Annotated in this window: 20 protein-coding genes; 4 read left to right on the top strand and 16 right to left on the bottom strand. The window is 44.0% G+C overall.

All coding sequences use genetic code 11. From position 1 onward, the window contains the following. Positions 1-156: 156 nt before the first annotated feature. Positions 157-2622: a PIG-L family deacetylase gene (locus BLR84_RS16375; protein WP_090470385.1), complete on the bottom strand. Its 2466-nt coding sequence runs from the start codon at positions 2620-2622 to the stop codon at positions 157-159. Between the two features lie 252 nt (positions 2623-2874). Here BLR84_RS16375 and BLR84_RS16370 point away from each other — a divergent pair, with 252 nt between their 5' ends. The 4 genes from BLR84_RS16370 (at position 2875) to BLR84_RS16355 (ending at position 7631) form a co-directional block, all read left to right on the top strand. After that, positions 2875-3522, top strand: a complete 648-nt coding sequence (locus tag BLR84_RS16370) for a TetR/AcrR family transcriptional regulator (RefSeq protein ID WP_090470251.1) — start codon at positions 2875-2877, stop codon at positions 3520-3522. Continuing rightward, positions 3506-4876 (top strand): TolC family protein, encoded by a 1371-nt coding sequence (locus tag BLR84_RS16365; RefSeq protein WP_090470248.1) that lies wholly within the window; start codon positions 3506-3508, stop codon positions 4874-4876. The genes BLR84_RS16370 and BLR84_RS16365 overlap by 17 nt, the downstream gene beginning before the upstream one ends. A gap of 26 nt (positions 4877-4902) precedes the next feature. Continuing rightward, positions 4903-5964: an HlyD family secretion protein gene (locus BLR84_RS16360; RefSeq protein ID WP_090470245.1), complete on the top strand. Its 1062-nt coding sequence runs from the start codon at positions 4903-4905 to the stop codon at positions 5962-5964. Between the two features lie 119 nt (positions 5965-6083). Beyond that, positions 6084-7631 (top strand): DHA2 family efflux MFS transporter permease subunit, encoded by a 1548-nt coding sequence (locus BLR84_RS16355; RefSeq protein ID WP_090470242.1) that lies wholly within the window; start codon positions 6084-6086, stop codon positions 7629-7631. A 266-nt stretch (positions 7632-7897) separates the two neighbouring features. Here the strand turns inward: BLR84_RS16355 and BLR84_RS16350 are convergent, their stop codons facing one another. From BLR84_RS16350 to BLR84_RS16280, 15 genes are all read right to left on the bottom strand, one after another. Beyond that, complete coding sequence (locus BLR84_RS16350) at positions 7898-8482, bottom strand: carboxymuconolactone decarboxylase family protein (RefSeq protein ID WP_090470239.1); 585 nt, start codon at positions 8480-8482, stop codon at positions 7898-7900. A gap of 164 nt (positions 8483-8646) precedes the next feature. Then, the gene (locus BLR84_RS16345; protein ID WP_090470236.1) at positions 8647-9192 is read right to left on the bottom strand and encodes a peroxiredoxin; all 546 of its coding nucleotides are present in this window, start codon (positions 9190-9192) and stop codon (positions 8647-8649) included. Positions 9193-9397: 205 nt separating this feature from the next. Beyond that, positions 9398-11020 carry an NADP-dependent glyceraldehyde-3-phosphate dehydrogenase gene (locus BLR84_RS16340; protein WP_090470234.1) on the bottom strand — a complete coding sequence of 541 codons (1623 nt, stop codon included), beginning with the start codon at positions 11018-11020 and terminating at the stop codon, positions 9398-9400. Between the two features lie 97 nt (positions 11021-11117). Next, positions 11118-11360 (bottom strand): Atu4866 domain-containing protein, encoded by a 243-nt coding sequence (locus BLR84_RS16335; protein WP_090470229.1) that lies wholly within the window; start codon positions 11358-11360, stop codon positions 11118-11120. Positions 11361-11362: 2 nt separating this feature from the next. Then, positions 11363-12205: an SDR family oxidoreductase gene (locus BLR84_RS16330; protein WP_090470226.1), complete on the bottom strand. Its 843-nt coding sequence runs from the start codon at positions 12203-12205 to the stop codon at positions 11363-11365. Between the two features lie 50 nt (positions 12206-12255). Beyond that, on the bottom strand, positions 12256-13113 hold the full coding sequence (locus BLR84_RS16325; protein WP_090470223.1) for an SDR family NAD(P)-dependent oxidoreductase: 858 nt from the start codon (positions 13111-13113) through the stop codon (positions 12256-12258). A gap of 375 nt (positions 13114-13488) precedes the next feature. Continuing rightward, entirely contained in the window at positions 13489-14388 is a 900-nt protein-coding gene (locus BLR84_RS16320) for a helix-turn-helix domain-containing protein (protein ID WP_090470220.1), read from the bottom strand. Between the two features lie 519 nt (positions 14389-14907). Next, positions 14908-15639 carry a 6-phosphogluconolactonase gene (gene pgl / locus BLR84_RS16315; RefSeq protein WP_090470218.1) on the bottom strand — a complete coding sequence of 244 codons (732 nt, stop codon included), beginning with the start codon at positions 15637-15639 and terminating at the stop codon, positions 14908-14910. Positions 15640-15731: 92 nt separating this feature from the next. After that, positions 15732-17249: a glucose-6-phosphate dehydrogenase gene (zwf, locus tag BLR84_RS16310; RefSeq protein ID WP_090470215.1), complete on the bottom strand. Its 1518-nt coding sequence runs from the start codon at positions 17247-17249 to the stop codon at positions 15732-15734. A 143-nt stretch (positions 17250-17392) separates the two neighbouring features. Beyond that, on the bottom strand, positions 17393-18814 hold the full coding sequence (gndA, locus tag BLR84_RS16305; protein WP_090470213.1) for an NADP-dependent phosphogluconate dehydrogenase: 1422 nt from the start codon (positions 18812-18814) through the stop codon (positions 17393-17395). A gap of 113 nt (positions 18815-18927) precedes the next feature. Beyond that, entirely contained in the window at positions 18928-19554 is a 627-nt protein-coding gene (locus tag BLR84_RS16300; RefSeq protein ID WP_090470210.1) for an HAD family hydrolase, read from the bottom strand. A 7-nt stretch (positions 19555-19561) separates the two neighbouring features. After that, on the bottom strand, positions 19562-20659 hold the full coding sequence (gene tal, locus BLR84_RS16295) for a transaldolase (protein ID WP_090470208.1): 1098 nt from the start codon (positions 20657-20659) through the stop codon (positions 19562-19564). 274 nt (positions 20660-20933) lie between these two features. Beyond that, positions 20934-21641, bottom strand: a complete 708-nt coding sequence (gene rpiA / locus BLR84_RS16290; RefSeq protein ID WP_090470205.1) for a ribose 5-phosphate isomerase A — start codon at positions 21639-21641, stop codon at positions 20934-20936. A gap of 97 nt (positions 21642-21738) precedes the next feature. Beyond that, positions 21739-23742, bottom strand: a complete 2004-nt coding sequence (tkt, locus tag BLR84_RS16285) for a transketolase (RefSeq protein WP_090470202.1) — start codon at positions 23740-23742, stop codon at positions 21739-21741. Between the two features lie 23 nt (positions 23743-23765). After that, a complete protein-coding gene (locus BLR84_RS16280) occupies positions 23766-24515 on the bottom strand; it encodes an ROK family protein (protein WP_090470384.1) in 750 nt (249 codons plus the stop codon). Positions 24516-24838 lie beyond the last annotated feature (323 nt).

Here is a 24838-nt window from a genome sequence, read left to right as displayed (position 1 = left end):
CGAGGTACGAGGAGAAATCTCCTGCTGCAGACAAAGCACCATGGCATGTTGCAGAAGATTTCTCTTTCGCGCAACGCTCATGCCGGCCCATGCTCTATCGAAATGACATTCTTTATTTTACCCTTCGACAAGCTCAGGGTGACAGGCCCTTTTATTTTATAGCGATTGTCCTTTTGGTTTACTTAATAAATTGATAAACAAGCGATATGCTCCCGGTACACCGGCAGGCAATTCCCTGAAAAAAGCCAGTGAAGTATATACAAAACGCCCTTTGCCATAATCGCCTACTATTAATGATCCATTATTGGGTTGCTCGCCCTTATCATTCATCTGTAAAACGGCCTTGTATTGCGGGTCGATGTCACTTACAAAATATAGGCCCCGCTCTTGTATCCAGCCTTTAAAATCGTCCTGAGTAATTTTATTGGGATAGTTTAGCACCGGGCTTTGCTTATCCAGTATGGTTACTTCGGCGTCTTCATCGGTAACCCTTTGGTTCACTACGCGGAAAGGATATGGGCCTATCTGCTTTACCACCAACCCCGCGTTATTATTATACTGTACTAATAAATTACCGCCATTTTTAACATAGTCCATCAGGCGGTTTTGTTCATAGGCTAGCCGTTCATTCACGTTATAGGCGCGTACCCCGGTAATGATGGCATCGTATACAGAAAGATCAGCATTCATGATCTCGCTCTCCGAAAGCAAGTGTACATCATAACCTACCTGGCGCAGCGCTTCGGGCATCAGATCGCCAGCTCCGGTAATATAGGCTAATTTTTTACCCGCTATTTTCAGGTCGAGATTTACCAGCCTCGTTTCGGCGGGTGGGAACAGCGTAATGGCCGGTACGTGATCATACCTGATGCGACGCAATGCCAGGGAAAAGGTTTTCCCGTTCACCGTTACCACGGCCTGCAAATTATTGGTGCGGGGTTTATTATCTGTTGGCGCAATGGTAAAAGCCACTGTCCACTCGTCATTTTTATTTTTCCCGGTAAACTCAATTTTCTTAGGATCGATCTTCCAGCCAGCAATAGGTTTTAAACTAATGTCGCCGGTAGCCGCCGTGAAGCTTTTTAATTTTATTTGAACCAACTGTTCCTGCTGCGAATTAAAAATATAATCCTGGTTTTCGATATTGGCGGTAACCGGCGGTGTAATTTCCAGCGGTTGATAAACCTCTCCCCTCACTGGGTCTACATATTTATATAGCAGTCTGCGTTCAAAATGTACCGGCTTGCCTTCAATAATAAATTCAAAATCAACCTTGGGCAGGTCGGGGTTCTCGGGGTTACCGGCCAGGGTTTCATCAGGTAAATTATAGGCTCCAATACTATGCGGGGTTTCCAGCCAGTAAGGTTGGGTCAGTTTATCGGCAATACCGCTTTGCTCAAATGTTTGCTGCTGATTGGCCGGGATCACCTGGCTGTTCAGGTTGGAAACATTGTTTTGAAAAGCGATACTGTTGATCTTTACCCTGTTGCTATACCTGTCGACCACCTGGGCGCGTACCTGGATCTTATCACCAAGGGCATAAGTTGGCTCAGTGGCATAAGCCTCAAACCATAAGCCCGAGCAAGCGGCAATCAGTTCGCTCAACTCTTTGGTTTTTTGTACGCGCCAGTACATATCCGATACTTTTTCAACACGGTTTAATAATTGCACTAATGCCGGTACCGATCTTTCCGGAGCTTCGGCATTAAAATCCCTGTTGATGATGCCAATGGCGGCGCCAATAGATTCGCCGTCTTTTACCCGTTTCCAGGTAGTATTAACGCCGTCCATCAGGTCGTTTTGCGGAGCATCGCCCAAAATGGTCTTAAAATATTCATAAAACTCACCACGCTGTTTGGCCGAACCAAAACCCTGTGTTTTATGGTTACTGCGGCTATCGGCAGCAATTTCGCCATAACCCTTGCCTAAAATGGAGTTGTAAACACCTACATTAATCTTGAATTGATCTGCCGCTGTAGTATTCACACTGCCAAAACTAAAGGTGTTCCATAACAGGCGTTTGGCCTGCCATGGCTGTACATATTTTAATTGTTCGGGATAGCGTTTAGGATCGGCCGCGGCTGTAAATGCCTCCTGCGCCAGTATGGCTGATGAGGTATGATGGCCATGGCCACCTTCGCCGGTAGTAGGGAAACGGCAGATCATCACATCGGGCCTGAATTTGCGGATCACCCAAACCATATCACCCAATACTTTCTCTTTATCCCATATTTTCAGGGTTTCTTCGGGACCTTTTGAAAAGCCAAAATCATTGGCGCGGGTAAAAAACTGTTCGGCACCATCAATGCGGCGGGCAGCCAGCAGCTCCTGTGTGCGTATCAGCCCCAAAAGTTCACTTTGTTCATTTCCAATCAAATTTTGACCTCCATCGCCTCTTGTGCAGGAAAGATACCCCGTGCGATAATGCTTTTCCTGGGCCAGGTAAGCCAGCAAACGGGTATTCTCGTCATCGGGGTGAGCGGCTATATACAGCACGCTGCCCAGTGTATTGAGCTTTTTAAAATTTTGCTGTATAGCACCCAGGTCGGCCGGTGGCGAAGTTTGCGCTGATACGATGGTGGAAAGGTATAAAAAGATGGTAATGAGGTTTATCCGCTTCATGCTGGCAAATATATTTGAAAGATGGAAATTTATTATCTTTATATCAATAATATAACATTGCATAAATATGGAATGCGCTATATTTCAAAAGGATAACAGGCAAACCATAATTGCTGCAATAACCTAAAATTTCGGCTGATTAGTAAAACAAATCTGTCATTCATGAGTAATCTTAATCAGTTGATTAGCTTTTCGCCCCCAATCGCTATGCATTAATCAATCGTTTGATTAATTTTGTGCCGTTAAAAGAAAATGGACAAAGATAAGATAGATAAAAAAGACCACATCCTGGACGTCGCCGAGCGCGTGTTTTCAGAGATGGGTTTTGACGGCGCCTCTACCCGGATGATCTCGGGTGAAGCCAGTGTGAACATGGCCATGCTCAATTATTATTTTGGTTCAAAAGAAGGTTTATTCCTTGCAGTTATTGAACGTAAGATCACCTATTTTCAAAATATACTGCAAATTTTAGGTAACGACGAAAGCATCAGCTCCTGGGGGAAAATAGAATCATATATTGAGATCTATGGCGACCGGGTAGTGAACAATAATTGTTTTCAGAAATTGCTATACCAGGAATTGACCATGAACCGCCGCACTGAGCTAGCCGAAAAGATACGTAACATACTGATGAAAAGCGTATCGGAACTGTTCAGAATAATGCAGGAAGGAATAGATAATGGAGAATTTCGTAAAGATACCGACATGCAGATGGTAGTATCCACCCTTTACGGAACCAAAAATTTCATTCTGAATACCCCGCTCATGTCATCAACTATGCTGGGGTACGATATACAGGACGAAAAAGTGTTGGAAGAACAATTTAAGCCTCGTATCAAAAAATATTTAAAGAACCTTTTAAAAGCGTATTTAGTTAATGAAAATGACAACTCTAAATAAAAACCCCAACCACCTATCACTGTTTAATGCAGTGCACCCCTTCTGCCTGTATGCTATTACGTTTGTAATAACAGCTTCGCTATTTGTGGGAACCGCAAATGCGCAGGACAGAACCATCACCCTGGATGAGGCTATAAAACTTGGTCTGGACAACAGCAAGACTTTAAAGCTTTCGCAATCAAAAATTGACCAGGCTGTTTCTGAATACAACCAGGCCAAAGACCAATCGTTGCCAACCGGTAAAATAAGCTATGGTTATACCCATGCAGAGATTCCGGCTAACAGGCTGGCCTTAGGTGCCGAAAGTTTCAGCTTACCCAACAGAGCCGACGCTTACCTGGGTATACTTACCTTGAATCAAACTATTTTTGAAGGTAACAAGCTCAAGTACGCCCGCCAATCAACAGACCTGTTAACCCAGGTTGCCCGTTTAGATGTGGTGAACGATAAAGACCAGATCACCTATGATATCATCAGTGCATACTATAGCTTGTACAAAGTATTACAAAGCAAAAAAGTAGTTGCTCAAAACTTAACCACTGTTGATGCACAGATAAAACAGGCACAAAGGTTTTTTGACCAGGGACTGGTTACTAAAAATGATGTGCTGCGTTTCCAGCTGCAAAGGTCAAACATTGAGCTTAACGGCATCGATCTGGAAACTAATCGCCGTATTGTTAACTACAGTTTGAATGTGTTGTTAGGATTACCCGAAGGTACCCAACTCAATATTGCCCAGATCACCGAGGCCGACAGGCAGATTGCACCATTAGGTAACTACTTAGATACAGCCATGACCAACAGGCCAGAGCTACAGCAGTTTGACCTGCGTACTAAAGTATCTGAAACGAACATTAAAAGCATCAGGGCTAATACATTACCTACATTGGCAGCATCAGTTGCAGGATATTATGTAGATGCCAATATCAACCCTATCCCTAAAAGCGGTAGCTATATTACACCGTTAACAGGTGGCTTAACCCTGTCATGGAGCTTTAGCTCATTATGGACTAACAAAAACAAGGTTACTGAAGCTAAGATAGAGCGCGAGCAAACTGTTATTAACAAAAGCATCTCGGTTGACCGGATCAAAAACGAAGTGAACCAGGATTACCAAAACTACACCATGGCTTTGGATAAGATCAAGCTTTTGCAAACAGCCATTGAGCAGGCCGGTGAAAATAATAAAATATTGGAATCGAAATATAAGAGCAATATATCATCTGCCACAGATCGTGCCGATGCCGAAACATTACTTTATCAGGCCCAGATCAACCTGGAACTGGCTAAAGCCGATGCAGGTTTGGCTTACTATACCCTATTAAAATCAACTGGAAAAATTAACAAACAATAATACTAAACCAATCAATACTATATACAATGGCAAAGGAACACGAAACACAGGAACAAACACCTAAAAAGAAACCGAATAAAGTTATCCCTATCATATTAGGCGTATTACTTATTGGCGGTATCATTTTCGGGATCAAAGAATATATATATTTCGGTAAACACATTGATACCGATGACGCGCAGATCGATGGCGATATCAGCCCGGTTGTTGCCCGCGTAGGTGGCTATGTTGATTCGATCTATTTTGAAGAGAACACCCACGTGAACGTTAACCAGGTACTGGTTAAGATAGATGACCGCGACTATAAAGTTAAAGTGGAGCAAGCACAAGCTGCCCAGGTAGGTGCAAGCGCCGGCATTAACGTAAATCAATCACAGATCTATGCTACCGAGGCCAATTCATCAAGCGCAAGGGCACAGGTTGCATCAAATGTTGCCCGTTTAGATAAAGTACAAAAGGATTACAACCGTTATGCCAACCTGGTAAAAGATGGTTCTGTAACCCAGCAACAATTTGATCAGGCTAAATCTGATCTGGATGTAGCTAAAGCTAACCTACGCGCTTCACAAGATCAATACAAATCAGCTCAGGAACAAATTGGCACTACACGCAGCCAGTTAAAGGTAACCAACACCGGTGTAACTCAAAAGCAGGTTGACATTGATTTTGCAAAACTGCAATTAACTTATACCACCATTAAAGCACCAGCTGGTGGCCTGGTATCTAAAAAAAGCATCCAATTGGGTCAGTTAGTACAGGCCGGCCAAACACTGTTCTCGATCATTAATGATAACAGCTTGTACATCACTGCAAACTTTAAAGAAACACAGTTGAATGGCATGGCAAGCGGTCAGAAAGTTGATATCGACGTTGATGCTTTCCCTGATCTGAAACTGGAAGGTACCGTATATAACTTTTCGCCAGCTACAGGTGCCAAGTTCTCTTTACTGCCCCCGGATAACGCTACCGGTAACTTTGTAAAAGTTGTACAACGCGTTCCTGTTAAAATAAAAATAAACGCTGATAAAGCGACCCTTGAAAAATTACGTCCAGGAATGAGCGTAAAGGTGTCTGTAATTAAAGGATAACTCTGATTTCGGAATTCGGATGCTCGATTTCGGATTTATTATTCTGTTAATTCTGATTCAGACAAGTTTTAGAATTTAACACTTAGAGTTTAATATTAGGATTTAGAATTTAATACACTATGGCTGAAACAGGCTTTAAAAAATGGATCATCACCATCACGGTTATCATAGCTTCGTTACTGGAGCTTATTGATACCACGATCGTGAACGTATCGCTGCCCGATATACAGGGTAACCTTGGCGCTACACTGGAGGATATTGCCTGGGTAGTTACCGGTTACGCTGTAGCAAACGTAATTGTGCTTCCTATGTCAGGTTGGCTGGGAAGCCGTTTCGGGCGTAAAAACTACTTTATAACATCAATTATCGTTTTCACCATTGCTTCGTTTTTATGCGGTAACGCAACCAACTTAAATGAGCTGGTATTGTTCAGGATATTGCAGGGTATAGCAGGTGGGGGCTTAATATCAACCTCACAGGCTATCCTGATCGAGACCTGGCCGCGCGAACAAATTGGTACAGCTACCGCATTATTTGGTTTAGGTGCGGTGGTAGGGCCTACTGTAGGGCCTACTATTGGTGGTTACATCACCGACCACTCCTCATGGCGCTGGATATTTTATGTAAACATACCGGTGGGTGCCCTGGCCGCATTCTTCGCCTACACCTTTGTACGCGAAACGCCTAAGGACGAGAAAGGGAAACCTGTTGACTGGTGGGGCATTGGCCTGCTTGCAGTTGCAGTAGGTAGTTTACAAACTATATTAGAAAAAGGCGAATCGGAAGATTGGTTTGCCACACCTTATATAACGGTGCTTACTATTTCAGCCGTATTAGGATTGATCCTTTTTATATGGCGCGAAATGAGCATAGATTACCCGATAGTGAACTTTTCCATATTAAGGCACCGAAGTTTCGCGGTAGGGATGTTTACCTCCTTTATACTCGGTTTCGGATTATATGGATCGGTATTCGTATTCCCGGTATTTTGTCAGAATTTGCTTGGCTTTACGGCACAGCAAACAGGCGAGATCCTGTTTCCGGGTGGTTTATGTACCATTATCATGATGCCATTTATAGGTAAGATGCTTAATAAAGGTATCCCTGCCCAGTTTATGGCAACCGCGGGCATGTTCCTGTTCTTTGTATTTACCACCATGCTCAGTAACTCTACATTGGCCATGGGTACAGGAAACTTTTTTATCCCGCTGGTAATACGCGGTGTAGGTATGGCTTTATTATTCGTACCGTTAACCACATTGGCCATTGCCGATCTGAAAGGTCCGGAAGTTGGTCAGGGAACCGGCTTAAACAATATGATGCGCCAGTTAGGCGGTTCATTTGGTATTGCTACCCTTACGACTATTATCCATATCAGGCAGGGTGTACACCGTAATAACCTTTTAACCAACGTTACGGCTACCAACCCGGCGTTTACCGACCGGTTTAATACATATCTGCATGGTTTTATGGCTAAGGGACATTCATTGATAGATGCTACCCGTATGGCTTATGGAGCGGTAGAAGGCGCCGTTACCAAACAGGTATTGCTGCTAACTTATGATGATGCCTACTGGATCTCAGGCTTAGTGATGTTATTCTCGATACCGTTACTGTACCTACAGCCGTTTAAAAAGGCTGTTAAAATGCCGGTAGACGCGCATTAATAAAAACGATAAAAGCCGTTCCTCTATTACCAGGAACGGCTTTCCCCAAAAAAAATTAACAATTAAAATTTAAGTACTACCCCCTGTCAACACTTTGCTTTATGAAAAGATTTTGCAGATCAAGGGGGCGTTTAATCTTAGGTATAAATTTAGAAGTTTTTAATTAACAAACGCAAATTAAATTAAGCAATTACGCATAATTTATGAAAAAGACATGAAATTTGTAAATCTCATGTCTTTTTTTTGTGAAAATTCTATCCGGAAACTTAAAAAATTAGCTTCCCGGTTGATGTTATTAGCGATGCAATACGTACAGCGTCAAAAATACGCTCCTCGGTAGTGGCTAATTTTATCAATGAATCCTCATGGGCATTCACACACATCTCGCAACCATTAACCGCGGATATGGCCAGGCTCATTAATTCAAAAAACTCCTTACCTGTTACCGGTTTCATCATCAGCTGCATACGGATACGGGCCGGGATCTGGGTATATTTCTCCTTCTGGGTAAAATGCCTGAATCTGTAGAATACGTTGTTCGAGGCCAGTAAAGAGGCGCAACCAACAGCTTCGGCTATTTCAGCAGCATCAGCGCCTTGTTCCTGCGCATATTTAGTGAAGAACACGGTAAGCGGGGTATTATTATTATTAACAGCGGTGCTCAATCCCAGCAAGGCACACTCTTTAGCGGTTAAATGGGCCGATGTAAGCGTGCTTGTAAAATTCAGCTTCAGATCGCGCAGGTAACGTGATTCGCCTTTTTCGAGCAGGGTAAGAGCCTCTGTTCTGTAGTTTTTATCTATTCCAATACTTTCCAGCAATTCCTGGATCACTTCGGTACTTTCGTTCATTTTTTTTAGCTTAAAGCTCAAAGCCGAAGGCTTAAAGCAAATTATGATTCAAACAGCTTTTAATCGCTTTCGGCTTTACGCCTTAAGCTTTCAGTTGATATTCAGCTTATAAAAAAATCCCCGCACAAATTTTCTGTACGGGGACATATTGTATAATAGGGGTATTAAACGGTAAGCGTTTCTTGTCCTTTTTCCCAGTTGCAAGGGCAAAGCTCATCTGTTTGTAACCCATCAAGTACACGTAAAACTTCTTTAACGTTACGACCAACGCTTAAGTCGTTAACTGACACCCAACGGATGATACCGGTAGGATCGATAATGAAAGTAGCACGGTAGGCAATTTTTTCGGTTGGCTCTAATATACCCAGGTCTTCAGCCAATGATTTTGAAGTATCGGCAAGCATCGGGAATTTCAGATCGCGCAGATCATCATGATCACGTCTCCAGGCAGCATGTACAAATTCAGAATCTGTAGAAGCACCAATTAAACGGGTTTCACGATCACGGAACTCACCATAGTTTTTGTTGAATTCAGCAATTTCTGTTGGGCACACAAAAGTGAAATCTTTTGGCCACCAGAACATTACTGTCCACACGTTATCGTCATTCACCAGGTACTCAGAAGTTAGTGTTTCAAACTCTTTGCCTTTTTCAAGACTTACTACAGCAGTTTTAGAAAATTGAGGGAATTTTTGTCCTATCGTTAACATATTAGCTCTTTTTTTATTATTTCCGCAAATATAGAACTTTTAGAGTGTGCGATCCATTCTTAAAATCTATGTCTCATAGATTTTATTTATACATTACATTTATTGATATACTTTTTATTTGTTCATTAATATATCCTGCAAAAAATTCCCATTTCATAAAAAAAGCGGCACCTAAGGCACCGCTTTTTACGAATATAAAAATGCCTTACAATATAAACTTCGTACTGAGGAAATTGGAATCACTACCGTTCACAATTTCATTGATAATTTGTTTATTGGTCTCGTTCAGTTTGGTAGCAACCAATGAGCGTATGGAGAATGCCCGCAGCGCGTCAAATACCGAAAGTGTACCCTCGGCACTGTCCTTACGACCAGTAAACGGAAACACATCCGGACCGCGCTGACACTGACAATTGATGTTGACCCGGCTTACCAGGTTTACAAAAGGATCTATCAGTGAGGAGATTTCCTGGGCATCGTTACTGAAGATGCTCACCTGCATACCATGTGGCGAATCGATCTGGTATTCAATCGGTTCCTCTATCGACTCAAACGGAATTACCGGGATAATCGGGCCAAACTGCTCTTCGCGGTACAGCTTCATTTTTTCGTTCACCGGGTAAACTATGGCCGGGTAATAGAACGAAGCCACGCTTTCGCCACCGTTTTCATTGATAATTTTAGCGCCATGAGCTATGGCGTCATCCACCATTTCTGTCAGCGACTCAGCCTTATTCGGCTCAGGCATTGGAGTAAGCTTTACGTCCTTATCCCATGGCAGGCCAAATTTTAGTTTGGATACAGCCTCGCTCAGTAGTTTTAAAAACTCATCGGCTATATCTTTATGCACAAATATCATTTTGATAGCCGTACAGCGTTGTCCGTTAAATGACAGCGCGCCTAAAACACATTCGCTCACAGCCAATTGCAAATCGGCATTTTTGGTAACGATAGCTGCGTTTTTGGCATCCAGACTCAACACCGCCCTTAAACGGTTTATTTTGGGGTGACGCTTTTTCAAGTCGTTTGCCACTTTACTGGAGCCGATAAAAGCCAGCACATTTACTTTGCCGGTTTGCATCAGTCCGGGGGTAACCACCGCGCCGCGACCATACACCGTATTCACCACACCTTTAGGGAACGACTCCTGGAAGGCTCTTAACAGCGGGTAGTGCAACAGCGTGCCATGCTTTGGTGGTTTAAATAAAATGGTATTGCCCATAATAAGGGCGGGGATCAGGGTAGTAAAAGTTTCGTTAAGCGGATAGTTGAACGGCCCCATACACAGCACCACACCAAGCGGCGAGCGGCGGATCTGGGCGATCAGCCCTTCGGCCATTTCAAAGCGGGATGATTTACGGTCGAGTGCCTTCAGGGCATCAATAGTAGCGTTGATGTACTCGATGGTGCGGTCAAACTCCTTTGCCGAATCGCCATATGATTTACCAATCTCCCACATCAGGAGCTTTACTACCAGGCTGCGCTGTTCAATCATTTTATAGATGAAACGCTCCATACATTTGATCCGGCCATCAATACTCATGGTAGGCCATTCGCCACGGCCATTATCGTAGGCGGTGATGGCTGCCTCCAGGGCATCGTTGGCTTCTGTTTCGGTACAAATAGGATAAGTGCCTATTAGCTTGCGTTTAAACCCATCCGGGCCGGGGAAACAAACAGGAGAATACACTTCGGTCACAGGCCCGTTCCAGGGCTTCATCTCTCCATCACACAGGTATTCACGCTGATGCACTTCTGTTATCTGGAATTCGGCCGGTATCTGGCTTTCCTCCACAAATATCGAACTGATCTGGTCTTGAAAACTCATATTATATTGGGGTTAGAATTTCTATAAAGATAAAGAAAGCCCCCTTTCATTAACAAATCTTTTTATTCAGTTCCACTTTTGTTGATAAATTTTCAATTCAAGCCGATTCTTTGTATAAAACCATGCCCGCATGGTAAAATACGTTGCCATCAAAATCACCGTCGGCGGTAAAGCCGGTATCATCCAGGTATTCGATATGCTTGCCCCGGATGCTGTAAAAGCCGGTATAAGCCATTTTCCTGTTACCACGCCCTTCAACATAACGGCCGTCTGGTAATAACTCATGGCGTATGTAACCATCACTTGTTACCCAAACGCCTATATGTTGATCCTTTTCCATATTTATGCTATTGCAGTTGAGGTTGTTAATTCTTTCCAGTTTTCCAGGTCGCTTTGAACCGCAGCTATTTTATTATTTGCCGCATTGTAGGCATCCTCGCCCAAAAACAAATTGACCGGCGGGTTTTCGGCATTTACAATTTCAATCATAGCCTCTGCTGCCTTATCCGGATCTCCGGCTTGCTGCTGATCCAGTTCGTTCTGGTGCAGGTTTTGTGAAGCGCGCACATTCTGATAAGCGTCTATCTGGTGTTTCGGCGCTACCAACGAGCCTTCTGACAGGAAACTGGTACGGAAATAGCCCGGCTGTACAATAGTTACTTTAATACCAAATGGCTTTACTTCTTCGGCCAGCGATTCTGAAAAACCATTCACTGCGAACTTGGTAGCGCAATAGATGCCGAAACCTGGAAAGCTGCCTGTAAAACCACCTATTGATGATATATTGAGGATATGCCCCGACTGTTGCTCACGCAAATAAGGCAATGCCTTACGGATCACGTTTAGGGAACCGAATACATTTACTTCAAAATTATCACGTGCTTCCTGGTCGGTTAATTCTTCCAGGCCGCCAATAAGGCCATAACCGGCATTGTTAACTACTACATCAATTTTACCAAAGGTGCTAATGGTAAGCTCTATGGCTTCCTGTACACTTTCTTCGTTTTTGATATTCACGGCCAGCGGCAAAAACTGATCGCTATGGTTATCAACCGCTTTGCTCAGATCGCTCAGGTTTCTGGACGTTGCAGCTACACGGTAACCTTCTTTTAATAATTTTTTTACTAAGGAGAGTCCTAAGCCTTTGGAGGCACCGGTTACAAACCAAACTTTTTTATTGCTCATTTTCTTGTTTTCTTAATGTTTTAGATAGAAATAGGGTTAGGCCCAGGCTTTTAATTAGCCTTCAAATCATGTTCAAGATCAGTTGAACAGGTAAGCTCTTCCCACTCGTGGATCTCTTTATACAACGAATCCAATTTGGTTAAGGCGCGGTTGTAAGCATCGCCACCTAACAGTAAATGCAGTGGTGGATTCTCCACACCGGCGATTTTGATAATAGATGCGGCAGCTTTTTCGGGGTCACCCGCCTGTTCGCCATCCATTTTCAGGTATTTGGCATGAGTTTCCCTTACATCCACATAATCTGCTATCGGATTTTCGGTGATGCTTAGCGAATCAGGTGTCAGAAAACTAGTCCTGAAAGCACCCGGTGCAACCACCGTAACTTTTATGCCCAAGGCTTTTACGTCAGCAGCCAATACTTCAGACAGACCGATCACCGCATATTTGGCAGCGCCATAGATGGCCCAACCTGTTCCCGGGGCAATACCCGCTATGGATGATATATTGATGATATGACCAGAGCGTTGCTTACGCAGATAAGGCATTACAAACCTGATCACATTGAGGGTGGCAAATACGTTTACGTCAAATGCTGTACGGGTTTCTTTATCGGTCAATTCTTCAATAGCGCCTCCTATGCCATAGCCGGCATTATTGATCACTACATCTATCTGACCAAAAAATTCATAGGTATGCTGCAGGGCCAGGGATACACTGGCTTCGTTTACCAGATTAACCTGTAGCGGTAAAAAATTATTGTTTTGGGTGTTAACTGCTTTTATTAACTCCTCTTGATTCCTGGAGGTGGCGGCAACAAGCTGACCAGCATCCAGTAATTGTTTAACTAAACTGAGCCCAAATCCTTTAGAGGCACCAGTAATAAACCATACTTTTTTGTTGTTGTCCATTTTTGTTCTAATTGATAGAACAAAGTTAGGGTGTCAGACGGGCCTATCGATTACGTCAATCAAACCAATGGTTACAAAATTCAAACATTTTTGATTTTGTAATGGTGTTTTACTTGTGTTTTGCAGGGAAGATACAGCGAGGTTATAACAAATATAACGAATTGCGTGCATGAAAACAAATGAATAACAGTAATTCAAAATCACATATCGCAAACGACTCACCCGCCTGCGCTTCGCTGGGCGACCCTCTCTGCTGCTTCGCAGCAAAGAGGGTGAAAAATAGATTTGTCATGCTGAACGGAGTGAAGCATCTGTTGAGCGACCAGTATGGCGAAGAAGATCCTTCGCTATCGCTCAGGATGACAAAAGTAAAATTTAAACATTCCTGAACGACGATGGCGTAAGCTGGGTTTGTTTCTTAAAAAAGTTATTGAAATGCGTAGCCTCTTCAAAACCCAGACAATAGCCTATTTCTGATATATTCCAGTCGGTGTGTTTGAGGAGCGATTTGGCTTCGCTCAGCAAACGATCGGCAATGTGATCGGTAGTGGTTTTGCCGGTGGTTTCGCGGATGGCCCGGTTGAGGTGATTTACGTGCACCGAAAGGCGTTGTGCAAAATCATTGGCCGAGCGCAGGGCAAACCGCTGTGCCGGGTTTTCTATCGGGAACTGACGCTCCAGCAGCTCAGTAAATACTGAGGTGATACGGCTTTTGGCATCGGCGTGTTTATATACATTCTCTGAAGGTTGCGTTTTGAGGGCATAATAGGCCACTTCGGTTACGTAATTGCGGATCAGGTCGTATTTAAAATCATAATCGGAGCCTATTTCATCCATCATTTTGGTGAACAATCCGGTCACATAGCGGTCTTGATCATCATTCAGGCTATACACAGGCTTGGCACCCAGGGCAAACATCGGCAGCTCGCCCAGGCCACCCCGAAAACGTTCGGTAAAGAAAGCTTCGGTAAAGATGCAGAAGAAGCCCGACCGGTCATCAGACATATGCTCAAAGGTATAAGGCACATGCGGACTAAAAAACATCAGCGAAGTGCCCGACAGTGTAATGCTTTTATCGGCATAATGGATGATGTTTTCACCACGCATCAAACTGATCTTATAAAAACTTCTGCGGCTATAGGTAACCGGCTTGGCATTGGGACCAATGCAGTCCTCTATCCTGAAAACGTTAAAGTGACCTATGTTTTGCTGCAGGTTATCGGGCAGCCAGTCAAATTTGTTCTTGTAAAAATCTTCGAGTGTTTCTGTTGCCATACCCAAAGTTACAAAATTCAAACACAGGCACAAATCAGCATTGTCTATTCAAGGTCATTTTGACCCTGTATTTTAACAAATTTTAACACTTTTTGAGCCACTTTATCCCCGAAACTTGTTTAAAAACAGGCCATTTAACACTTTTTAACAAATTTTAACACAATTTTAATGAGGTTTTGATGAGTGGAGATCAGGGTCAGGATATTTTCAAAATTAAAAACCTATCCGTTTGGTATGTCAGGAGGTACTTGTCTGCGAAACCCCTTCCTCCCCTTCCCGAGGGAAGGAATCGCACAGGCCCTGCTCTGTGCAAGTAGATAAGAATGTCATCCTGAGGAACGAAGGATCTTCTTCAGGAGGGAAGCCGGCGGTATTCATAGCGAAGAAGATCCTTCACTGCGTTCAGGATGACAAGTTTATTTTGCTATAGCACAAAAAAAGAGACACATGTGATGTGTCTCTACATTATTTTTTATCATGGAAATCCCTTAATCAAATCAATCAAGGTTCAAACCAGATTTACTCCTGTTCTTCCAGATCGGCGGCGGCGGCTTCGTCTAAAAACCAAAGGGTTTCGCCGGCGATGGAATCGATCAGTTGGGCCGGGTATTCTTCAATATCTTCAGCATCTTCCAGTACGTGGTGTACCGCGATAGCTTTACCTTCGCCATAAACCAGGAACGCGATATATCGACCTTCATTGATCAGCGGGGCATTCAATGTAATACGCCATACTTGCTGGTCTTCCAGCCAAACTTCTTTTACACCCGGTTTGGTATCATGCAATACTGGTGTATGCGGGAATAAGGAAGCCGTGTGCGAATTATCGCCCAAGCCTAATAATATCAGGTCGAAATTTGGCTCATCCTCGTCAAAAAATGTACTGATCAGGGTCCAGTATTTGGCCGCGGCTTCTGCCGGTTCAAAAGTGGTATCAACAGCATACACATTAGCCGGACTGATCAGCAAAGGCTCAAACAGCGCCTTTTTAGCCATCAGGTAATTGCTGTCCTTATGATCCTGTGGTACGTTACGCTCATCGCCAAAAAAGAAAAATACCTTTTCCCAGTCAAGCTGGTCGGCGTAAGAGGTAGATGCCAGCAGTTCATACAATTTTTTTGGTGAGCTACCGCCCGATAAGGCCACAGTAAACTTACCCCTCGCGGTGATGGATTCGTTACCTATTTTAATAAAATAATCTGCCAGGGCAATTAGTACTTCGTCGGCAGTATTAGAAATATTCAATTTCATGGTTGTGAGTAGTGAGTGGTGAGTAGTGAGTGGTCCGTTCTCTATGCTTTCTTTTGATAGAACTCAAAACTGACCACTCACCACGCTCATTATTAACTTTTCTTCCCGTTTACCGGCAGGGTGAACCAGGTAAATCCGTCGCGGGCAATTAATGCTTCGGCGGCTTCCGGTCCCCATGAATCGGCAGAATAGTTAGGGAAATTCAGGCTCTTTTTATTTTGCCAGGTGCTCAGGATCGGCATAACCAGTTCCCATGCAGCTTCTACCTGGTCGCCACGCATAAACAGGGTTTGATCACCCAGCATGGTATCCAGTATCAGCGTTTCATAAGCTTCAGGCGCCTGGTTGGTATAAGTTCCTTTATAGTCAAACACCATATCTACAGCGTTCAGCACCATATCAATTCCCGGGCGTTTGGCCTGCACCTGTAAACGGATGCTCATTTCTGGCTGTATGCTGATGATGAGCCTGTTTTGCTGCCAGCTTTCGGCGGCTTCGGTAGGGAATATCAGGTGAGGAACATCCTTAAACTGGATGGTAATAACGGATGACGGCTGGTGCAATCTTTTACCCGTACGTAAATAGAACGGAACACCCTGCCAACGCCAGTTATCAATAAAGAATTTGATAGCGGCAAAAGTTTCGGTGTTTGATTCCGGGTTTACTTTTGGCTCTTCGCGATAGCCCGGTACTTCTTTACCTTTCATCCAGCCGCTGCCGTACTGGCCCCTAACGGCCGAATTACGTACATCCTCCGGACTAAACCTGCGCATAGCCTTTAATACGTCAACCTTGCGGTCGCGCACTTCGTCGGCATTAAAGCTAACCGGTGGCTCCATGGCTACGTGGCAAAGCAGTTGCAGCAGGTGATTCTGGATCATATCGCGCATAGCGCCCGATCCGTCATAGTAGTCACCGCGTTCTTCTACACCCAGTTGTTCGGTTACCGAGATCTGTACGTGCTCAATATAGTTACGGTTCCACAATGGCTCCATAATGGAGTTGGCAAAGCGGAAAGCCATAATATTCTGAACGGTTTCTTTACCCAGGTAATGGTCGATACGGTAGATCTGTGACTCGTCAAAAATACCCGACAATAGTTTGTTCAGCTCTTTGGCGGTTTCCAGATCGTGACCGAATGGTTTCTCGATGATGATCCTCACACGCTTTTTATCATCGGCCAATTTGGCTTTTGATATGTTCGATGCGATGATCGGGAAGAAGTTTGGCGCTACAGCCAGGTAAAATATAACGTTGGCTTTAGCTTTCCAGTCGGCGTTATGTTTTTCGATACGTTTGCCAAACTCTTTGTAGGTTTCAAAATCGTTGGCATCCGATACCTGGTAATAGATGTTATTTACAAAGTCGGCCCATTTTTTCTCGTCAACTTTACCGCTGCGCGAAAACTGGTTGATATCGTTATGCAAATTCTCGCGGAACTGCTCGTCGGTCAATTTGGTACGACCGGTTCCTATAATGGAATATTGTTTTGGCAGCCATCCATCTAAAAATAGATTATACAGGGCCGGCGCAATTTTCCGTGAATTTAAATCCCCCGTGCCACCAAAAATGATGAATATAGTAGGATCTGATTTAGTTTGTGTGCTCATTTCTCAATGTTATTTTTTAGATAGAGTCAGGAATCAAGAGTCAAGAATCAAGAGAGTAAAACTCCCCATAGTAAATGATTCATTATGCTTGCTTTTCCTTGATCCTTATTTCTTGACTCTTGATTCTTATCTCTTGATTCTTATTACTCCGCTGCCCATTGTGTATGGAAGGTGCCTTCTTTTCCGATCAGCTCATAAGTGTGCGCGCCAAAATAGTCGCGCTGAGCCTGGATCAGGTTTGATGGCATCCTTGCACTGCGGAAAGCATCAAAGTAACTTAACGATGCGGCGTAGGCTGGTGCAGCTACCCCGGCAGCAATAGTTTTTGACAATACTTTTCTGATGCCTGGTACCACACTTTCCACTATGGCCTGTACGTTGGAATCCAACAGCAGGTGTTCCAGGTTGGCATCTTTTTCGTAAGCTTTAAATATATCGTTCAGGAATTTTGAACGGATGATACAACCGCCTCTCCAGATCTTGGCAATTTCGCCCAGGTGCAGATCATATTTATACTCTGCCGACGCGTTTGACAGCAAATGCATGCCCTGCGCATAGCTGATGATCATGGTGAAGTAAAACGCCTGCTCCAAAGCAGCAATCAGCTCGGCTTTGTCGCCATCAAGTACTATCGCATCTTTAGCGTAAAGCTTTGCGGCTTTTTCGCGCAGTTGTTTGTATTTTGATAAGTCGCGCATAGATACCGCGGTATCTACTGTAGGGATAGGAGCCTGCAGGTCCATAGCCACTTGCGAGGTCCATTTACCGGTACCTTTAGCACGGGCTTCGTCCTTAATATCATCTAACAATAAATGATCGGTACCCGGCGCTTTGAATTTGAAAATATCCTTGGTAATGTCCAACAGGAATGATTGTAGCCTGCCTTCGTTCCATTCGGCGAAAATTTTACCGATCTCGTCGTTGTGCAGTTTCAAACCTTTTTTCAGGATCTCGTAGGTTTCAGCTATCAATTGCATAATACCGTACTCAATACCGTTGTGTACCATTTTAACAAAGTGACCAGATGCACCCGGACCAATATAGGTTACGCAAGGTACGCCATCAACTTTGGCGGCAATGGCCTCAAAAATAGGCTTCATCACGTTGTAGGCATCTTTATCGCCACCAGGCATCATACTCGGGCCACGGCGTGCGCCTTCTTCGCCACCAGACACACCCATGCCAAAGAAATGCAGGCCAATAGCTTCCAGTTCTTCTACACGACGGTTGGTATCGGTAAAGTGCGAGTTACCGCCGTCGATCAAAATATCGCCTTTCTCCAATAGTGGAGTTAGTTCTTCAATTACACTATCCACAATTTTACCTGCCGGTACCAGCATCATGATGGCACGCGGAGTGGTTAAACTCTGGACGAATTCCTTTACATCTCCAAATCCTTTGGCGGCACGGTCGCCGGCTTCATCGTTTAGTGATGCTACTTTAGCGGCATCTTTATCATGCCCGGCTACTGCAAAACCATGGTCGGCCATGTTCAGCAGCAAGCTGCGGCCCATAACGCCCAGGCCTATCATACCAAAAGCATATTTATCGTTTGTTGCGCTCATTTTATCTTTTAATTTATTGGTTCAATGTTCACCTCTCCCTGCCCTCTCCAAAGGAGAGGGTTCAAAAACAAATGAAGTTAAAGTCCTCTCCTTTGGAGAGGATTTAGGAGAGGTTAATGCCCCCCATTTTCTTTTTTTAGATCTTCTAATATTTTTTTGGTGGTCTCGAAATCGGTGTGCTGGAACGAGCGGATCCCCAGTTTCTGGGCTGTGTTCACAAACATGATACGATCGTCAAAATACACACATTGCTGCGGCGAAGCCTGGGCTATACCCAAACCCAGTTGCCAGATACCCGGATCGGGCTTGCGCATTTTTACTTCGCACGATGATACAAATGCATCAAAGCACTCATGAAGTTTGAATTTTTTAACCCGGTAATCGTTCAGCTCCTTGCCTTCGTTGTTTAGCGAAATGATACGGAAACCGCAGTCCTTTTTCCACTCCTTAAGCCAGGCCAGTGTTTCGCCCAGTTCAACAGATTGGGCGTACATGAACTCCTTAAAGTCCTCACGAACAAAATCGCGCGGATGGTTAAAAACTACCGTATCCAGGTATTGGTCAAGCGTGATACTGCCAATTTCATATACGTTGAAAATGAAATTGTGCAGCTCGTTCACTTCGGCCTGATCAAGGCCAAATTTTTCGCAGGCAAGCTTACGCGAATCGCGCCCCCAGCCGTTGGTGAGCAAAATGCCACCAACGTCAAAAAAGAGGATTTTAATATTTGCTGCTTCCATGGGGCAATTAGCTTACTTTGCTTTTTTGCTCCTCGATAGCGTTTAATAATTTTTCAAACGGCTTGTTGAATTTTTCGATGCCTTCGTCTTCCAGTTGCTGGGTGATGGCGTCCAGGTCAATTCCAAAATCTTTTAGTTTAGCCAAAGTAGCGGTTGCTTTATCCAAACCACCTTCCAGTGTGTTTGCTGCAATACCATGATCGCGGAAAGCGTCAACAGTTTCCAAAGGAACGGTATCCACAGTATCCGGACCAATCAGGGCCTCAACATATTTGGTGTCTTTGAAAGCCGGGTTTTTGCTGCCGGTACTTGCCCAAAGCAAACGTTGCGGCTGAGCGCCTTTGGCTGCCAGTTTTTTCCACCTTTCGGTGCTGAACACTCTTTTGTAAATTTCGTATGCTTTTTTAGCAGAAGCGATAGCTACTTCGCCAACCAGGTCTTTTTCGCCTTTAGCTTCCAGCAACGGATCAACAATAACGTCGATACGGCTCAGGAAGAAACTGGCTACTGATGCAATATGAGCGATCTCATGACCTGCGGCCAAATGATCTTCTAAACCAGAGATATAGGCTTCGGTAACAGCCTCATAACGCTCTAAACCAAATAATAAGGTTACGTTAATGTTGATCCCTTTGGCGATTGACTGCCTGATAGCAGCTAAACCAGGTTGTGTTCCTGGGATTTTGATCATCACGTTGTTACGGTCAACTTTTTTCCAAAGTTCTTCTGCTTGTTTGGCTGTACCTTCGGTATCCAAAGCTAAAAACGGAGAAACTTCCAGGCTCACATAACCATCTACTTTGTTCGATTCGGTATAGATACCTTTAAACAGGTCGGTTGCCTGTTGAATGTCTTTTACAGCAAGACCAAAAAACAAAGCCTCATTGTCGTCAGTAGTTTTTGACAGCTCTACAATATCGTTATCATAATCGGAGCTGCTGGTGATGGCTTTTTCAAAAATGGCCGGGTTTGAGGTTACGCCTCTAACGCCATCTTCGTCGATCAGTTTTTTTAACTTTCCGGATGCCATGATCTCACGATCAATAAAATCAAGCCAGATGCTTTGTCCGAAACTATGTATTTGCTTTACATTATTAGTTGCCATTTTATTAGGTTGTTTTAAAGTTCATTATTTAATTAACGAGGCAGATGTATTTTTTGTGCAGATGGCGGTTTTACCTCCCAAACCGCCTGCATTTATATTGATAAGTTAAAGTTCCTAATTTATATTGTAAAATAGGTAACCTGAGTATCATTGTTTAAAGCAGGAGACGCATGTGATGCGTCTCTACGTTATCCTTTGTTTTGTAGAGACACATTACATGTGTCTCTTTTTTCGGAGTCCTTGATCTTTTATCCCAAAATCCTTCATCCTTCCCCTACGTATTCAAAGCCATCAAAATTTGCAGGTTGTAGCCTATAAAAAGCCCGCTTTCAATAACCCCGGTGATGGATTTGATATCACGCTCCATGCTGCTGCCTATCTCACCAAATTTGCAATCCAGTATCACGTTGCCGTTCTCGGTAATTACCGGTCCGTCTTTACCTTTTGCCGGGCGCAGTAGGATGCTGTTGGCACCCAGTTGCTGCAGTTCTTTTTCTACATACAACAAGGCTTGCGGAAACACCTCAACCGGAACGGGAAAATTCGAGCCTAATTTAGTCACCATTTTCGAATCGTCAACAATAATATAGCTTACCTCGCTTGAGCTGATGAGCAGTTTCTCCTTGAACATAGCCCCGCCACGACCCTTGATCAAACTGTTGTTAGGGTCAACCTCGTCGGCACCATCAAACAGCCAGTCGGGTTTGTTTTCGTAAAGGCTAGTTAAAGGCACGCCCAGCTTACTGCAAAACATGGATAGCTCAAGCGATGTAGGGATGGCCTTTACGTTCAGCTTTTCTTCCTTTATCCTTTTGGCTATAGCTACGAGGGCCAGGTATGCGGTTGAACCCGAGCCAACGCCCAGGATGTCACCATCCTTTACCTTCGCGGCAATTTCATCGGCCACCTTTTGCTTACCGCTAATGTGGGTGATCTCCGACGACCATTCCAGGTTTGTGATTAAATTGCTATTCCAATCCATTCTTTTGAAATTAGAATCAAGAGACAAGAATCAAGAAACAAGACAGCAACCATTGAAGCTAAATATCTTATCTCTTGATTCTTATTTCTTGCCTCTCTTATAAAAGCGCTTTTGCTTTTTTAACTACGTTTTCAACTGTAAAACCAAAGTGTTTGTACAGGTCTTCTGCCGGGGCCGACTCGCCAAAGGTGGTCATGCCCAGCATATCACCTTCGTCGGTAGTGTATTTATGCCAGCCCATTGGGGATGCCATTTCTACAGCCAAACGTTTGCGGCTTGCTTTTGGTAATATTTTTTCTTTATAAGCGGCATCCTGTTTCTCGAACAGTTCCCATGATGGGAAACTTACCACACGGGTCGAGATACCTTCTGCTTCCAGTTTTTCTTGTGCCTGCATGATCAGGGATACTTCAGAACCGGTAGCTATCAGGATCAGATCCGGACCTTTGCTACCTTCTGATACGATGTAAGCACCTTTTTCCAGATCGCTGGCTTTACCATATTTATCCTGATCAAGGATAGGCAATGCCTGACGGGTGAATATCAATACAGTTGGGCCACCTTTTTTCTCGATAGCTACGCGCCATGCATGAGCAGACTCGTTAGCATCAGCCGGGCGGATAACCGTTACGTTAGGAATTACACGCAATGTTGCTAAGTGCTCAACAGGCTGGTGGGTTGTACCATCCTCGCCTAAACCGATACTATCATGGGTGTAAACAAATATCGGGCTGATCTTCATAATAGCCGCCAAACGGATCGGCGGACGCATATAATCAGAAAATTGCAGGAAGGTAGCGCCAAACGGCAGCAAACCTTTGGTTAACGACATACCATTTAACGCCGACCCCATGGCATGCTCACGAATACCAAAGTGGAAGTTGCGGCCATGCCTGTCTTCAGAAGTGAATGAAGTATACTCTTTCAGGTTGGTTTCTGTTGATGGAGCTAAGTCAGCCGCACCACCGATCAGGTTAGGCAGGCTCGGGGCGATGGCGTTCAATACTTTACCAGATGCCTGGCGGGTTGCCATTTTAGGATCTGAGCCTTTAAATACCGGCAACTTATCTTTCCAGCCTGCAGGTAGTTCGCCTTTAAACGCGGCTTCGTACTCGGCAGCTAATTCTGGATATTTGGCTTTATAGTCGGCAAATAGCTTGTTCCATTTTTCTTCTTTGCCTTCGCCTTTAGCACCTTTTTCGTGGTAGTATTTGATTACCTCGTCTGGTACGTTGAATGATTTTTCAGGATCGAAACCGAAGAACTGTTTCACCAGCTTAATTTCATCGGCACCCAGCGGCGAACCGTGTGAACCTGCGGTACCTGATTTATTTGGGCTACCATAAGCGATCAGTGAACGAACACGGATCAATGATGGTTTTTGTGTTTCTGATTTAGCGTTGATCAGAGCCAGCTCTAAAGCGTGGGTATCATTTACGTCTGATACTTCCTGCACCTGCCAGCCGTATGCACGGAAACGGGCACTTACATCCTCGTTAAAGGCAATGTCGGTGCTGCCTTCAATAGAGATGTGGTTATCATCATACAGGTAAATCAAGTTACCCAGTTGTAAATGGCCTGCCAGTGATGCTGCTTCTGATGTTACACCTTCCATCATGTCGCCATCGCTGGTGATCGCGTAAATATTATAGTTAAAAAGGTCGAAACCTGGTTTATTATAACGGGCTGCCAAATGTTTTTGCGCTATGGCAAAACCTACACCATTGGCAAAACCTTGTCCCAGCGGGCCAGTAGTAACATCCACACCCGGAGCCAAACCATATTCCGGGTGACCGGCGGTTTTGCTGTTGAGCTGGCGGAATTGCTTGATATCATCTAAACTCAAATCATATCCGGTTAAATACAAAAAGTTGTACTGTAATATACAGGCGTGCCCTGCCGAAAGGATAAACCTGTCGCGGTTTGCCCAATCAGGATTTTTAGGGTTGTAGTTTAAAAACTTCGACCATAAAACGTGCCCCATAGGTGCAAGAGCCATCGCGGTTCCCGGGTGACCAGAGTTTGCTTTTTGTACTGCATCGGCCGATAATACCCTTACGGTATCTATCGCCAATTTTTCAATGTCCTTAGAATTTTCCATTGTTAATTCGGTGTTGTATGATTTTATTTAGTTGGTGTTGCTTTTGTGATCCTGCTCTCCGCGTCAGACAGCCATAGTCTTGAGCCGCCTTTTATACCGTCGGCATTGGTTACTATCCTCATATTTTTATCCAGCTTAAAAGTAAGCTTATCTGAGTTGCCGCCGCCAATATATAAAGTATCGTAATTGAATACAGTTTTTAAAATTTCAAAAACTTTCTCCATCCGCTTGTTCCATCTTTCCTTGCCATGTTTTTCCAGCGCTTTCTCGCCGATGTATTCATCATAATTCCTATCGGTTTTAACAGGCAATTGCGACAATTCCAGGTGGGGCAATAAATGGCCGTCCATCAGCAAAGCAGTACCAAAACCGGTACCCAGGGTTATAACCATTTCCAGGCCTTTGCCATCAACTACGCCCAGGCCCTGCATATCCGCGTCGTTTACTACCTTGGCTGGCTTACCTAAAGCCTCGCTTAGCTTTTTGCTCAGGTCAAAACCGGTCCATAATTTGGTGCCCAGATTGGGTGCCGTTTTGATGACGCCATTTTTTACATATCCCGGAAAACCTACCGATATATAGTCATAAGCCGGAAAATCCTTCACCAGGGTTTTGATGGCTTTTATTAAATTTTCGGGACTGGCGGGCGCTGGCGTTACAATTTTATCATAATCCATTTTTAGCTCGCCCTTTTCATTCAGGATGGTGGCTTTGATATGTGACCCACCGATATCGATGGAGAGGACTTTTACCTTGGTTGGCGTGTTCTTCATTCGTATAGATTTAACTGTATTTAGGTGCGGCCCGGGGCTGATTAAACCGCTAAAAAAATCCCGCACGTAAATATCACATTTTTAATAATATCTGACTGTTAATTATTCAATTAAATTAGTGTAACTAATACAATAAGCAACAAGCAGCACGAAGGTAAAGTTAGCGCAGCTTTTTTCTTTTCAAACCGAAATCAAAAGTATTTTACTCAATAATGGCAAAAACGCCATTAAATGTTATTCCCGTTAGAATTGATTGTTTTTATTACACTTTTTATAAACTTTTAAACAGGGAAGTTGTTTTTGGCCAGCATTGATAATAAATT

It is taken from the genome of Mucilaginibacter sp. OK268 (genome assembly GCF_900103125.1).
Lineage (GTDB): Bacteria > Bacteroidota > Bacteroidia > Sphingobacteriales > Sphingobacteriaceae > Mucilaginibacter.
The sequence above is the reverse complement of the archived record's forward strand: the minus strand, read 5'-3'. Positions and strand labels throughout refer to the sequence as shown.